The organism is Pseudomonas japonica (genome assembly GCF_013522925.1).
Lineage (GTDB): Bacteria > Pseudomonadota > Gammaproteobacteria > Pseudomonadales > Pseudomonadaceae > Aquipseudomonas > Aquipseudomonas japonica_A.
This window is the reverse complement of record NZ_JAAMQU010000004.1, coordinates 251143-264110: the sequence shown is the minus strand read 5'-3', so window position 1 is coordinate 264110 and position 12968 is coordinate 251143. Positions and strand designations below refer to the sequence as shown.

Genomic DNA, 12968 nt, shown 5'->3' with positions numbered 1-12968 from the left:
TATTGCAGAATAATCGCCACTGAGAATATTTCGCAGGCGTTAATGGATCTTATGAGTGCGAATGCAACCCGGTTATTGGCTGTCGAGGATGACCCCACGCTCGGCGCGTTCGTGCGTGATCGGTTGGGAGCGGCAGGGCTTAGCGTGACCTGGTGCCAGAATGGCGGAGAAGGGCTTGAGCTGGCCCTGCGTGAACCCTTCGACCTGGTGCTGCTCGATGTGCTGTTGCCGGGCATGAACGGGCTGGAGGTACTGGCTCGCTTGCGCCAGCGTTCTCGCACCCCGGTGTTGCTGATGTCGGCACTGGGCGAGGAACAGGACCGCATCGATGGTTTTCGCGGGGGCGCCGACGATTACCTGCCCAAGCCATTCAGCCTGGATGAACTACAGGTGCGGGTGGAGGCTATCCTGCGCCGCGTTGAACTGGAGCGCGGGGTGCCTGCGCCCACCGCCATGCCCGTGGAGCTGCGCTTCGACGATGTCGCTCAGGAAGTGCACTACCTGGACCGCCCCGCCGGGCTTACGCCGTGCGAATACCGCTTGCTTGGCACCTTGCATCGGCACGTCGACGACGTGCTGAGCAAGGCGTTCCTCTATCAGCATGTGTTGCAGCGCGGCTACTCGCGCCACGACCGCAGCCTGGACATGCACGTGAGCCAGATCCGCCGCAAGCTCAAGGGCTTGAGTTACCTGGGCCACGAACTGCGTACGGTCTGGGGCAAGGGCTATATGTTCGCCACGGCGGTCACCGCTTGATGCCAGGTCGCCACTCGCTGTTCTGGAAGCTCGCCGCGCTGTTGATCGGCTTCTGCCTGTTGATGATCTGGTTGAGCTGGTCGTGGGGGCGCTACATGGAGGCGCGCACGGCGTTTCTGTCGCCCGAGGCCCGCGCCAGCTTGAGCGACTACGCCCGCGTGGCGGAGCGGGCGCTCGAGGCCCAGGGCCCGGCGGGCCTGGATAACGTACTGCGCAGCATTGCCGCGCAGGAAGGCGTATTCGTGACCGCCATCGGCGCAGATTTCGCCCCGCTGGGGCAGAGCGCGCTGAGCGTTGCACAGCGGCAGCGGCTTACCTCTCTGCGCGGCATCGACTGGCCCGTGAGCCGCCGCAGCACTACTGCGCCCTGGCTGCGGGTACCGTTCCCCCGGCATGCAGAGGATGGAATGCTGGTCATCGAGCTGCCCCAGCGGTTCATGCCGGGCCGCTATGGGTTGTTCTGGCACATCCTCACGAACGGGATTGTGCCCGCGCTGTTCACCCTTCTGCTGTGTATCGGCTTGTACCGCATGCTGGTGGCGCCGCTGGAACAGCTTCGGCGCCAGGCCCAGCAGTGGCGGGCGGACCGCCTCGATACGCGCCTGGAGCCCGGCGCCCTGAGCCGCAAGGACGAACTGGGGGAACTGGCCAGGGCGTTCGATGACATGGGCGAGCGGCTGCACAGAACCGTGACCATGCAGCAGCGGCTGCTCCACGACCTGTCCCATGAACTGCGCACCCCGCTCAGCCGCTTGCGTGTTGCCTGCGAGGCGGAGCCCGACAACGACCGCCTGCGCGAGCGGCTGGCCCGGGAAGTGGACAACATGCAGCGCCTGGTCGAGGACGCCTTGCAGCTGGCGTGGCTGGATGCCGAGCGCAGCCCGCCGAAGGTACAGCCCATCCAGATAACCGCGCTGTGGGATGTGCTGGCCGAAGATGCCGCCTTCGAAACCGGTTGGCTTCCGCAGCGCCTGCATTGCGCCATCCCCGAGACCTGTTGGGTGCGGGGCCATTTGAATAGCCTGGCGCAGGCGGTGGAGAACGTCTTGCGCAATGCCATCCGCCATTCGCCCCCTGGGGCGCGCGTGAGCTTCAGCGCCGAGCGCGAGGGTGATCATTGGCGCTTGAGCCTGCAGGACCACGGTGGCGGGGTGCCCGAGGAAGACCTCTCGCGCATGTTCGACCCCTTCACCCGCCTTGACGGGGCCCGCCCGGGCGATGGTGGCTTTGGCCTGGGCTTGAGCATCGCCCGGCATGCCATCGAACGGCAGGGCGGCACCCTGGTGGCCCGTAACGCCCAGGGTGGCCTGCGGGTGGAGTTGCGCTTGTCGGCGAGTGAGCCGGCGGCTACATCAGCGCATACAGCAGCAGCGTATTGACCACCAGCATCGCCAGCGCCGTAGGCACCTGGGCCTTGATCACGGCGTAGCGATCAGGAAGCTCAAGCAGGGCCGCGGGCACCAGGTTGTAATTGGCCGCCATGGGGGTCATCAGCGTGCCGCAGTAACCGGAGAACATGCCTATCGCCGCGATTACCGCCGGGTTGCCGTGGTACACACCCATCAGGATCGGCACGCCTACACCGCCGGTCATCACCGGAAACGCCGCGAAGCCATTGCCCATCACCATGGTGAACACGGCCATCCCCAGCACATACACCATCACCGCCACCAGCCGATAATCCATGTCGATGTACGTGCTGGCCAGGTACGCCACCGCCTTGCCGACGCCGGCGTCAGTGAACATCAAGCCCAGCATGGCGAGCATTTGCGGGAGCACCAGCGCCCAGCCCAGGGCCTCGGTCAAGCGGCGGGATTCGCGCATCGCTTGCACCGGCGTGTCGCGGGTGAGCCAGCAGGCCAGTGCCAGGGCGATCAGGCTGGCAACGCCCAGCGCCACAAAGGTGGAGTTGGACGGGTCCAGCACAAAGCTGTCCCCGATTTTCACACCCTTCAAGCCCAGGGCCACGGCTACGGTGAGCAGCGGAATGGCCAGCGCTGGAATAAACAACCGGTTGCCCAGGCGCGTTGCCACGGCCTGCTGGGCTTTCTCGGCGAGAGGGCGATAGCTGCCCACTGCCACGCCGCCGCAGCCTGCAAGGACGGCCATGGCCAGCACGCCGACGCCTACCCACACCGGCGGCAGGCGCTCGCCCACCAGGAACGCGACGGCGAACAGCCCCCAGAACAGCCCGCTTCGCCAGCGCCGAGGGTGCTCACGGTCGGCCAGGGTCATCGCGCAGGTGATCGCCAATACGATCCCGGCCAGCCAGTACAGGTATTGAATGGACAGGATCATGCGGGTGCCCCCTCGGTTTGCGGAGCTTCAGCGTGCCGCGCCAGGTAGTGGTCCAGCCGATACAGCCGCAGGCCGTGGATCAGGAACACGCTGATGGCGGTGGGAATGCCCCACACCGCGATGTGCAAGGGGTCTACATCGATTCCGGCGCCCAGCAGGAAGGTGTGCATCAGCGCAATGGCACCGAAGGCGACGAAGATGTCTTCGCCGAAGAACAGCCCGATGTTGTCCGTGGCCGCGCAGAAGGCCAGCAGGCGTTGCCGTACCTGCGCAGGTAGCGGCCCGTGCCGACTCACAGCGGCGCCCTCGGCCATGGGCGCCAGCAGCGGCCTTACCATCTGCGGATGCCCGCCCAGGCTGGTAAGCCCCAGCGCGGCGGTGGTTTCCCGAATGAACAGGTAACCGATCAGCAGGCGCCCGGCGGTGGCGCGCCCGAAGCGGCCGATCCAGTGCTGGGCATGGCGGCGAAGCCCGTGGCGCTCCAGCAGGCCGATCACCGCCAGCGGCAATAGAATGATCAGGGGCAGGGTACGGGTTTTGATGAACCCGGTGCCGATGCTCGCAAGGATCGTTTCCACGGGAAAATGCGCAGCCAGCCCGGTGACCACGGCGGCGATCGCCACCACCAGCATCGGGTTGAAACGCAGGATGAAGCCGAGGACGATGACCGCGACGCCAGCGAGCGGCCAGAGGTTAAGCGATTCGTTCATGGTAGGTGCCCTGTGTGACGCGTAGGTCGCTATCGGCAGAAGCAAAGGTTTTTATTGTTGCAAGGGCGGGGAGCCCCCTGTTGTTATGTGGGAATTGTTGGGAGGCAAGCGCGCTGGCGTCCAGCGAGAAAATCCCGTGCCCCCTGATAGCTTTTTCTTGATCGCCCATCCCGGGGCCTTGCGGGAATACTGGCCGGCAGAGAGAGAGGGCGGCGCTCACATGAACATTCGATTTCTGGAAACCTTTGTCTGGGTGGCCCGCCTGAAAAGCTTCCGGCTGACCGCCGAGAAGCTGTGCACCACCCAGGCGTCCATTTCCAGCCGCATCGCCGCGCTGGAAGACGAGCTCGACAGCCGCCTGTTCGTAAGGGACCCACGCGGCGTCACGCTTACACCGGAAGGCCAGCGGGTACTCGACTATGCCGAGCGCATGGTAGATACCCTGCACGCGCTCAAGGCCGCGTTGAAGGACCCGGGCCTGGCCAGGGGGCATTTGCGCATCGGCGCGATGGACACCGTGATCCATACCTGGCTCAGCCCCTTGGTAAGCCGCATCAGCGCGGCCTGGCCGGGCGTGGAGGTGGAAATTACCGCCGACACTGCCCGCAACCTGTGCGACCAGCTTGAAAAAGGCTACCAGGACATCATTCTGCAAACCGACATGGTGCGCCTGGACACCGTACGCAACGCCTTGCTCGACCGCTATCCCATGCATTGGGTGGTGGCGCAAGGCGCGCCGCAGGATCGCCCTTACGATGACCTTCGCGCCCTGGCCAGCGACCGGATTGTGACCTTCTCTCGTAATTCGCGCCCGCATCAGGACCTGCTTAACCTGCTGCACGGCGCCGACCTGATCAACGCGCGGGTGAACTGCGTAAACTCCGCTTCGGCCATCATTCGGTTGATCCGCGACGGCTTCGGCATTGGCCTGATGCCCCTGCCGCTGGTAGAGGCCGAACTGCGCGCCGGCAGCCTCAAGCTGATCGAAGGTATCGAGCCGCCGCCCCCCATGGACATCGTGGCCTCCTGGCGGACCGGGCCCGGCATGGCGCTGTCGGAAAGCGTCGTCGCCATGGCCCAGGCGCTGATTGCCGAAACCAGCGAACCTGCCGCTTAAGGTTTTCTTATCGCCCCCCGGTGTTTTTTCTGAGTTGACCCAGGCAAACGCAGGCTTCTACCGTGGGATGGTACCCCTTCGGCCGGAGCGCCCCTGATGATTGTCCTCAACTGCGATATCGGTGAAAGCTACGGCGCCTGGAGCATGGGCCTCGACGCCGAGGTAATGCCCCTGATCGACTGCGCCAACATTGCCTGTGGTTACCACGCTGGCGACCCGCTGACCATGCGCCGTACTGTGGCCCTGGCAGCGCGCCACGGCGTGCGCATCGGCGCGCACCCGGCCTACCCGGACCTGGTCGGCTTCGGTCGGCGTTCCCTGGCGTGCTCCGGCGAAGAGATCGAAAGCCTGCTGCATTACCAGATCGGCGCGCTGCAGGCGTTCTGCGCGCTTGAAGGCACCCGGGTCGAGTACGTTAAACCCCACGGCGCGCTCTACAACGACATGATGGCCAACCCTTCGATACTGGCTTCGGTGCTCACCGCCGTGGCGGCGTACAGGGTGCCCTTGGTGCTATTGGCCACGCGGGACAACAGCGCCGAACAAGCCTTGGCCGATGAACACGGCGTGCCGCTGTGGTTCGAGAGCTTCGCCGACCGCGCCTATGAAGGGAATGGCCAGCTGGTGTCACGACGGCTGCCAGGCGCGGTGCATGAAAGCGCCGACGCGGTGGTCGCCCAGGCCCTCGCCTTGGCCCGCGGTGACGCCTTGACCGCCCGGGACGGCAGCGCCCTGCGGCTGCGCAGCGACACCTTGTGCGTGCACGGCGACAACCCGGCGTCCGTGGCGGCAGTGCGGCGCATTCGCGAGGCGTTACAGGCCGCGCAGGCATGAGCGGCGCACGCTTCGCGTTCGGCGAAGGCCAGGCCGGAACGATTGAAACGGTTGCGCTGGATGCCCTGATGGTGCGGCTGTTCGACCACATCGACGAATCGAATGTGGGTTGGTTGCTGGCGCTGGGCGAGCGCCTTCGGGCCAGCTTCGGCTCGGCGCTGATCGACCTCGTGCCGTCCTACACCACCGTGATGGTGCATTACGATATCGCCGCACTCACCCCCGAAGAAGCGCGGCGCCGGATAGCCAATGCCTGCGACGGTCTCAAGCCGGCTTCGGCGGGCAACGGCCAGGAACATACCGTGCCGGTGTGGTACGACCCCTCGGTGGGGCCGGACCTTGGTCGCCTCGCCGGCATCAGTGGCCTGGCGGTAGAGGAGGTTATCCAGCGGCATTGCGCCAAGGCGTACCGGGTATTTGCGCTGGGCTTCACCCCAGGGTTTGCGTTTATGGGGCTGGTGGAGCCGGCCCTCGCGGCGCCGCGGTTGACAACGCCTCGCCAACGCATCGCGACCGGCAGTGTGGGGATTGGCGAGCGGCAAACGGCGATCTACCCCAGTGCGTCGCCCGGCGGCTGGAATATTCTGGGGCGCACGCCCGTGGTGCTGTTTGACGCCGGCGAAAGCCTGTTCAAGCCAGGCGACAGCGTTCGTTTCGAAGCCATCAGCCGCGAGCGCTTCGTGGCACTGGGCGGCGATACCACGCCGTTGGGGGAATGACCGTGAGCCAACTGCGTATCGAAAAAAGCCACCCGTTGTGCCAGTTGCAAGACGCCGGGCGGTTCGGCGTGCGCCATTTGGGCATTACTCAGGGCGGTGCCGCAGACTGGGTGTCCATGGGCTGGGCCAACTGGCTGTTGGGCAACGTGCCAGGTGCGGCAGTGATCGAAATCACCCTGGGTGGCTTCGAGCTCTATGCGCAAGGCGATTGCCACCTGGCCTTGGCCGGTGCAGACCTTCAAGCCACGGTCGACGGCGCGGCCCTGCTACCGTGGCGCACTTTTAACCTGCGCCGCGGGCAGCGGCTGGTGTTCAATGCCCCGGCCGAAGGCGTGCGTGCCTACCTGGCGGCGCCGGGTGGGTTCGTTGGGGCGCAGGCGTCCGGTAGCGTTGCGACGGTCGCCCGGGAAGGCCTGGGTGGGCTGCACGGTAATGGCGCTGCCTTGGCTGCGGATGACGTGCTGAGTTGCGCCGCACCAGCGGGGCCGGGCCGGGAAATCGCCGTGGCGCGCATTCCCGACCTGAGCCTGCGGCAACCGCTGGACCTCGTGTTAGGCGCCCAGGCTGCGGATTTTTCCGGGCAAAGCCTGTTCGATGCCTTCAACGCACAATGGACCGTAGACAGCCGCGCCGACCGCATGGGCGTGCGTTTGCTGGGCCCGGCGCTGGTGTACAAAGGCGCCGGGCTGGTGTCCGAGGGCATCCCCTTGGGAGGCGTTCAGGTACCACCGGACGGGCAGCCCATCGTGCTGGGCAATGACCGCCAGACCATCGGCGGCTATCCGCGCCTGGGTGCGCTCACCCCGCTGGCCTGTGCTCGCCTGGCACAAGCCTCGCCCGGGCAACGGTTGCGCCTGCGCGCGGTGCTGGCCGAAACCGCCCGGGCAGGGCATCTGGAGGTAATAAGAAGCTTGGCGAACGCTGGGTAGGAGCGGGCGCCAGCCCGCGAACAACCACCCTGGCGCCTTATAACCCATGGGTATATGAAGCTGCCTTTGCGTGATATGGCCTGGCGGCGAATGCGCGTATCATAGCGCCCCCCGCCGTTCGGATTGCGAAAAAGCCCATGACCGTGCATTACCCCACTATCGCCGATTGCGTCGGCAATACCCCGCTGGTTCGCCTGCAGCGCCTGGGCGGGGCTACCACCAATACCTTGTTGCTCAAACTCGAGGGCAATAACCCGGCCGGCTCGGTAAAAGACCGCCCGGCGCTGTCAATGATCACCCGGGCTGAGCTGCGCGGGCAGATCACGCCCGGCGATACGCTGATCGAGGCCACCTCCGGCAATACCGGGATTGCCTTGGCGATGGCAGCGGCAATCAAGGGCTATCGCATGATCCTGATCATGCCCGACAACTCCACCGCCGAACGCAAGGCTGCGATGACCGCTTATGGTGCCGAGCTGATCCTCGTCACGCGGGAAGAAGGCATGGAAGGCGCCCGCGACCTCGCCGAACGCATGCAGGCCGAAGGGCGCGGCAAGGTGCTGGACCAGTTCGCCAACGGCGACAACCCCGAGGCGCATTATCAGAGCACCGGCCCGGAGTTGTGGCAGCAGACCGGCGGCAGCATTACCCATTTTGTTAGCTCCATGGGTACCACCGGTACCATCATGGGCACTTCGCGTTACCTGAAGGAACAGAACCCCGCCGTTCAGATCATCGGCCTTCAGCCTATGGAAGGCTCGGCGATTCCCGGCATTCGCCGCTGGCCGGAAGAGTACCTGCCGAAAATCTACCAGGCCGACCGGGTAGATCGGATCATCGACATGGCCCAGGCTGAAGCCGAGAACATCACCCGCCGCCTGGCGCGCGAAGAGGGCATCTTCTGCGGCGTTTCTTCAGGTGGCGCGGTGGCGGGCATGTTGCGCCTGAGCCAGGAAGTGGAGCATGCGGTAATTGTCGCTATCGTCTGCGACCGCGGCGACCGCTACCTGTCCAGCGGCCTGTTCGACGCGCCCAACTGATGGCACGCAAGCAAGGCGGGCTGCGCTTTCAGCCCAGCGGTGGCCAGCGCGCGCCGGGCGCTCCAGCAGGCAAGAAGCAGCGGCTGAGCATCGAACGGCTGGCAGCCGATGGTCGTGGTATTGCGTTCAACGAAGGGCGGACCTGGTTCGTGGCCGGGGCACTGGCCGGCGAAGACGTGGACGCTCGGGTGCTGTCCGCCCACGGCAAGGTGGTAGAGGCGCGCACCGAGCGGGTACACCAGCCTTCGGCTATGCGTCGCGCTGCGCCGTGCCCTTATGTGGACCGTTGCGGCGGCTGCACGGTGCAGCACATCAGCCATACCGACCAGTTGGCCTTGAAACAGCGGCAGCTGGCCGAGCAACTGCTCAAGGTGGCCAGCGTAGAACCACAGGCGTGGGCGCCGCCCTTGGTAAGCCCGGAGTTCGGTTATCGCCGCCGTGCGCGGGTGGCGGTACGTTGGGACCCCAAGCGCGAGGTGCTCGATGTAGGGTTCCGGGCGGCCGCCAGCCAGCAGATTGTTTCAATCGACCACTGCATGGTGCTGGTACAACCCTTGCAGCGTATTTTCAATGAGTTACCGGGGATACTCCGCTCACTGAAAGCCCCGCAAGCCATTGGCCACGTTGAATTGTTCCACGGTACTGCCTCCGCTGTGCTCGTTCGCCACACCGCTGCGCTTAGCGACGCGGATCAAGCGGCGTTGCGCGCCTTTTGCGCTACTCAGGGCGCTCAGCTGTGGTGGCAAGGCGCCGAGGCGCCTGCGCCTGATCAGCCGGGTGCTGTGCTGGGCTATACCCTGGCGCCGTGGCAGCTGGAACTGGCCTATCGGCCAGGGGACTTTGTGCAGGTTAACGAGGCGGTGAACCAGGCCATGATCGAGCAAGCGCTGGCCTGGCTTGCGCCCCAGCCTGGAGAGCGGATACTCGACCTGTTCTGTGGCCTGGGTAATTTCGCTTTGCCCATTGCCCGTATGGGCGCGCAAGTGGTCGGCGTGGAGGGCGTTGCCGGGATGGTCGAGCGCGCATCGGTCAACGCCGAGCGAAACGGCCTGGATACCGCGACCTTTTACCAGGCCGACTTGTCCCAGCCTCTAGAGGCAGCCGGTTGGGCAGAGCAGGGGTTCTCTGGGGTATTATTGGATCCGCCGCGCGATGGGGCGTTTCAAACAGTTCGCCACATATCGTCGCTGGGTGCCGATCGCATCGTCTATGTATCGTGCAATCCCGCCACCCTGGCGCGCGACACCGTAGAGTTGCGCAGGCAAGGGTATGCTTTAAAACGTGCTGGCGTTCTCGACATGTTCCCGCAAACGTCCCATGTCGAGGCGATGGCGTTATTTGAAAAAGGCCAGGACGGCCTGGCTATGTGACTGGTGACCTCCGCAGGCCGCGGAGGTCGAAGCCAGCGAACATTGGCGTGCAACCCTGCGCGCCATAGGGAAGGTAAGCAAGATGGTACAGGTGAGAGCGCAACAGCCGGTCAACAACGACGGCAGCATCAACCTCGATGCGTGGCTCGATCATATCGTCAGCGTCGACCTGGCGCTTGACCGGGAGGCGCTCAAGAAGGCCTGTCAGTTCGCCCGCGATCTGGACGTACCTGAAAACACCGCCAAGGATTCCTGGGCCGATGGTACGTCCAGTTTCCAGGCGGGGCTGGAAATCGCCGAAATTCTCGCCGATCTCAAGCTCGATCAGGATTCGCTCGTTGCCGCGGTCATCTACCGCGCAGTGCGTGAGGGCAAGGTCGCACTGTCGGACGTGGCCCAGCGTTTCGGCCCGGTGGTGGCCAAGCTCATAGACGGCGTGCTGCGCATGGCGGCGATCAGCGCCAGCCTCAGCCCGCGGCAGTCCTTGGTGCTCGGTACGCAAGTGCAGGTGGATAACCTGCGCAAGATGCTGGTGGCCATGGTCGACGACGTGCGCGTGGCGCTGATCAAGCTGGCCGAACGTACCTGCGCCATCCGGGCGGTCAAGAACGCGGCCGAGGAAAAGCGCCAGCGGGTTGCCCGTGAAGTGTTCGACATCTATGCACCGCTGGCCCATCGCCTGGGCATTGGCCATATCAAATGGGAACTGGAAGACATTTCCTTCCGGTACCTGGAGCCAGACCAGTACAAGCAGATCGCCAAACTGTTACATGAGCGCCGGCTCGACCGGGAACGCTTCATTTCCGATGTGATGAGCCAGCTCCATCATGAGCTCACGGACACCGGCATCAAGGCCGATATCAGTGGCCGGGCCAAGCATATCTACTCCATCTGGCGGAAGATGCAGCGCAAGGGCCTGCAGTTCAGCCAGATCTACGACGTGCGCGCCGTGCGGGTATTGGTGCCCGAAGTACGCGACTGCTACACCGCCCTGGGTATTGTGCACACACTGTGGCGCCACATTCCCAAGGAGTTCGACGACTACATCGCCAACCCCAAGGAAAACGGCTATCGCTCGCTACACACGGCGGTGATCGGGCCGGAAGGCAAGGTGCTGGAAGTACAGATCCGCACCCACGCCATGCACGAGGAAGCGGAACTGGGGGTATGCGCCCACTGGCGCTACAAGGGCACGGACGTCAAGCCCAGCTCCAACCACTACGAAGAAAAGATTTCCTGGCTGCGTCAGGTGCTGGAGTGGCACGAGGAGCTCGGCGATATCGGCGGCCTGGCCGAGCAGCTGCGCGTGGACATCGAACCGGACCGGGTGTATGTCTTCACACCGGACGGCCATGCGATCGACTTGCCCAAAGGCGCCACGCCGCTGGACTTCGCTTATCGCGTGCATACCGAGATCGGCCACAACTGCCGCGGCGCCAAGATCAACGGCCGCATCGTGCCGCTGAACTACAGCCTGCAAACCGGCGAGCAGGTCGAGATCATCACCAGCAAGCAGGGCAATCCCAGCCGGGACTGGCTCAACTCCAACCTGGGCTATGTCACCACCTCCCGGGCGCGCGCCAAGATCGTTCACTGGTTCAAGTTGCAGGCACGGGATCAGAACGTCGCGGCGGGCCGTACCCTGCTCGAGCGCGAGCTCAGCCGCCTCGGCCTGCCTCAGGTAGACTTCGAGCGGCTGGCTGAAAAAGCCAACGTGAAAACCGCCGAGGACATGTTCGCCTCGCTGGGCGCGGGCGACCTGCGCCTGGCCCCGCTGGTGAATGCTGCCCAGCAACTGGCCGAGCCGGACCGCAGCCACGCTGAAGCCTTCGATTTCATTACCCGCAAGCCCACGGGCACCAAACCCGGCAAACGCGGGGATATCCAGATCCAGGGCGTGGGCAACCTGCTCACCCAGATGGCCGGCTGCTGCCAGCCACTGCCGGGCGATGCCATCGTGGGCTACATCACCCAAGGCCGCGGCGTGAGCATTCACCGTCAGGACTGCGCCTCGGTGTTGCAGCTCGGCGCCAAAGAGCCCGAGCGAATCATTCAAGTCAGCTGGGGGCCGGTGCCGGTACTCACCTATCCGGTGGATATCGTGATTCGTGCCTACGACCGCTCTGGCTTGCTGCGTGATGTCTCGCAGGTGCTGCTCAACGAGCGCATCAACGTGCTGGCGGTCAATACCCGTTCCAACAAGGAAGACAACACCGCACTGATGTCCCTGACCATCGAAATCCCCGGCCTGGATGCGCTCGGGCGGTTGCTGGGCCGTATCTCCCAGCTGCCCAACATTATCGAAGCACGGCGTAACCGTACCCCATGAGCCAGCCCGCCAAGCCTTACAGCCTCGACGACCTCCTCTATTTGATGGCGCGCCTGCGGGATCCTCACGCCGGCTGTCCGTGGGACCTCAAGCAGAACTATGCGAGTATCGTGCCGTATACGCTGGAGGAGGCCTACGAGGTGGCCGATGCCATCGAGCGGGAGGATTACGACCACCTGCCGGGTGAACTGGGCGACCTGCTGTTTCAGGTGGTGTATTACGCCCAGCTCGCCCAGGAGGAGGGGCGGTTCGTATTCGCCGATGTGGTCGACGGCATCACCCGCAAGTTGGTCCGCCGTCACCCGCACGTGTTTCCCACCGGGGACCTGTACGGCCCCGCGGATGCTCCCCGCCTCAGTGAAGCGCAGATCAAGCAGCGCTGGGAAGCCATCAAGGCCGAAGAGCGCGCTGAAAAATCATCCGCGCCCGAGCAATTCTCCCTGCTCGATGACGTGCCGGCGGGCTTGCCGGCCCTCGCGCGGGCTGTGAAGTTGCAGAAACGCGCGGGCTCGGTGGGCTTCGACTGGCCCGCGGCCTTGCCGGTGCTGGACAAGGTGCGCGAGGAGCTGGACGAATTGCTCGAAGCGATGGCCGGCGAAGACGAGGCGGCGCTGGCCGATGAACTGGGCGATGTGCTGTTCAGCGTGGCGAACCTGGCACGCAAGCTCAAGCTTGACCCCGACCAGGCCTTGCGCGCCGCCAACGCGAAATTCGAGCGCCGTTTTCGTTTTATCGAAGGAGAGTTGCGCGCCCGGGGCCAACTCATCGAAGATTGCGACCTGGAGGCGTTGGACGCACTCTGGGGCGAAGCTAAACGTCAGGAAAAGAAACCGCTTGGCTGTGGCTGAGTAAGAGTGAGTGAAACC

Annotated in this window: 12 protein-coding genes; 10 read left to right on the top strand and 2 right to left on the bottom strand. The window is 64.7% G+C overall.

Annotated features, from left to right (window positions below; genetic code table 11):
* The first annotated feature begins 42 nt into the window (after positions 1 to 42).
* Positions 43 to 756 (top strand): response regulator transcription factor, encoded by a 714-nt coding sequence (locus G7016_RS08320; RefSeq protein ID WP_181112672.1) that lies wholly within the window; start codon positions 43 to 45, stop codon positions 754 to 756.
* A complete protein-coding gene (locus G7016_RS08315; RefSeq protein ID WP_181112670.1) occupies positions 756 to 2135 on the top strand; it encodes a sensor histidine kinase in 1380 nt (459 codons plus the stop codon). Before G7016_RS08320 ends, G7016_RS08315 begins: the two co-directional genes overlap by 1 nt.
* On the opposite strand, the gene G7016_RS08310 is transcribed toward G7016_RS08315, so the two are convergent.
* Both G7016_RS08310 and G7016_RS08305 read right to left on the bottom strand, forming a co-directional pair.
* A complete protein-coding gene (locus G7016_RS08310) occupies positions 2104 to 3054 on the bottom strand; it encodes a DUF979 domain-containing protein (RefSeq protein ID WP_181112668.1) in 951 nt (316 codons plus the stop codon). The two genes, G7016_RS08315 and G7016_RS08310, sit on opposite strands and share 32 nt — an antisense overlap.
* Positions 3051 to 3764, bottom strand: a complete 714-nt coding sequence (locus G7016_RS08305; RefSeq protein WP_181112666.1) for a DUF969 domain-containing protein — start codon at positions 3762 to 3764, stop codon at positions 3051 to 3053. Before G7016_RS08305 ends, G7016_RS08310 begins: the two co-directional genes overlap by 4 nt.
* 220 nt (positions 3765 to 3984) lie before the next feature.
* Here G7016_RS08305 and G7016_RS08300 point away from each other — a divergent pair, with 220 nt between their 5' ends.
* The 8 genes from G7016_RS08300 to mazG all read left to right on the top strand — a co-directional run bounded on the left by G7016_RS08300 (position 3985) and on the right by mazG (position 12950).
* On the top strand, positions 3985 to 4881 hold the full coding sequence (locus G7016_RS08300) for a LysR family transcriptional regulator (protein WP_181112664.1): 897 nt from the start codon (positions 3985 to 3987) through the stop codon (positions 4879 to 4881).
* Between the two features lie 96 nt (positions 4882 to 4977).
* The gene (locus G7016_RS08295) at positions 4978 to 5715 is read left to right on the top strand and encodes a 5-oxoprolinase subunit PxpA (protein WP_181112662.1); all 738 of its coding nucleotides are present in this window, start codon (positions 4978 to 4980) and stop codon (positions 5713 to 5715) included.
* The gene (locus tag G7016_RS08290) at positions 5712 to 6434 is read left to right on the top strand and encodes a 5-oxoprolinase subunit B family protein (protein ID WP_181112660.1); all 723 of its coding nucleotides are present in this window, start codon (positions 5712 to 5714) and stop codon (positions 6432 to 6434) included. Before G7016_RS08295 ends, G7016_RS08290 begins: the two co-directional genes overlap by 4 nt.
* Before the next feature lie 2 nt (positions 6435 to 6436).
* A complete protein-coding gene (locus G7016_RS08285; RefSeq protein WP_181112658.1) occupies positions 6437 to 7363 on the top strand; it encodes a 5-oxoprolinase subunit C family protein in 927 nt (308 codons plus the stop codon).
* 137 nt (positions 7364 to 7500) lie between these two features.
* Positions 7501 to 8403: a cysteine synthase CysM gene (gene cysM, locus G7016_RS08280; RefSeq protein ID WP_181112656.1), complete on the top strand. Its 903-nt coding sequence runs from the start codon at positions 7501 to 7503 to the stop codon at positions 8401 to 8403.
* On the top strand, positions 8403 to 9773 hold the full coding sequence (gene rlmD, locus G7016_RS08275; RefSeq protein WP_181112654.1) for a 23S rRNA (uracil(1939)-C(5))-methyltransferase RlmD: 1371 nt from the start codon (positions 8403 to 8405) through the stop codon (positions 9771 to 9773). Before cysM ends, rlmD begins: the two co-directional genes overlap by 1 nt.
* 82 nt (positions 9774 to 9855) lie before the next feature.
* Positions 9856 to 12102, top strand: a complete 2247-nt coding sequence (relA, locus tag G7016_RS08270) for a GTP diphosphokinase (RefSeq protein WP_181112652.1) — start codon at positions 9856 to 9858, stop codon at positions 12100 to 12102.
* Positions 12099 to 12950 (top strand): nucleoside triphosphate pyrophosphohydrolase, encoded by an 852-nt coding sequence (gene mazG, locus G7016_RS08265; RefSeq protein WP_181112650.1) that lies wholly within the window; start codon positions 12099 to 12101, stop codon positions 12948 to 12950. Before relA ends, mazG begins: the two co-directional genes overlap by 4 nt.
* Positions 12951 to 12968 lie beyond the last annotated feature (18 nt).

What these genes read in the sequence shown, in the direction of transcription:
- G7016_RS08320 (WP_181112672.1), top strand. Translation starts at nt 43, where the DNA reads ATGGATCTTATGAGTGCGAATGCAACCCGGTTATTGGCTGTCGAGGAT.
- G7016_RS08315 (WP_181112670.1), top strand. Translation starts at nt 756, where the DNA reads ATGCCAGGTCGCCACTCGCTGTTCTGGAAGCTCGCCGCGCTGTTGATC.
- G7016_RS08310 (WP_181112668.1), bottom strand. Translation starts at nt 3,054, where the DNA reads ATGATCCTGTCCATTCAATACCTGTACTGGCTGGCCGGGATCGTATTG.
- G7016_RS08305 (WP_181112666.1), bottom strand. Translation starts at nt 3,764, where the DNA reads ATGAACGAATCGCTTAACCTCTGGCCGCTCGCTGGCGTCGCGGTCATC.
- G7016_RS08300 (WP_181112664.1), top strand. Translation starts at nt 3,985, where the DNA reads ATGAACATTCGATTTCTGGAAACCTTTGTCTGGGTGGCCCGCCTGAAA.
- G7016_RS08295 (WP_181112662.1), top strand. Translation starts at nt 4,978, where the DNA reads ATGATTGTCCTCAACTGCGATATCGGTGAAAGCTACGGCGCCTGGAGC.
- G7016_RS08290 (WP_181112660.1), top strand. Translation starts at nt 5,712, where the DNA reads ATGAGCGGCGCACGCTTCGCGTTCGGCGAAGGCCAGGCCGGAACGATT.
- cysM (WP_181112656.1), top strand. Translation starts at nt 7,501, where the DNA reads ATGACCGTGCATTACCCCACTATCGCCGATTGCGTCGGCAATACCCCG.
- rlmD (WP_181112654.1), top strand. Translation starts at nt 8,403, where the DNA reads ATGGCACGCAAGCAAGGCGGGCTGCGCTTTCAGCCCAGCGGTGGCCAG.
- relA (WP_181112652.1), top strand. Translation starts at nt 9,856, where the DNA reads ATGGTACAGGTGAGAGCGCAACAGCCGGTCAACAACGACGGCAGCATC.
- mazG (WP_181112650.1), top strand. Translation starts at nt 12,099, where the DNA reads ATGAGCCAGCCCGCCAAGCCTTACAGCCTCGACGACCTCCTCTATTTG.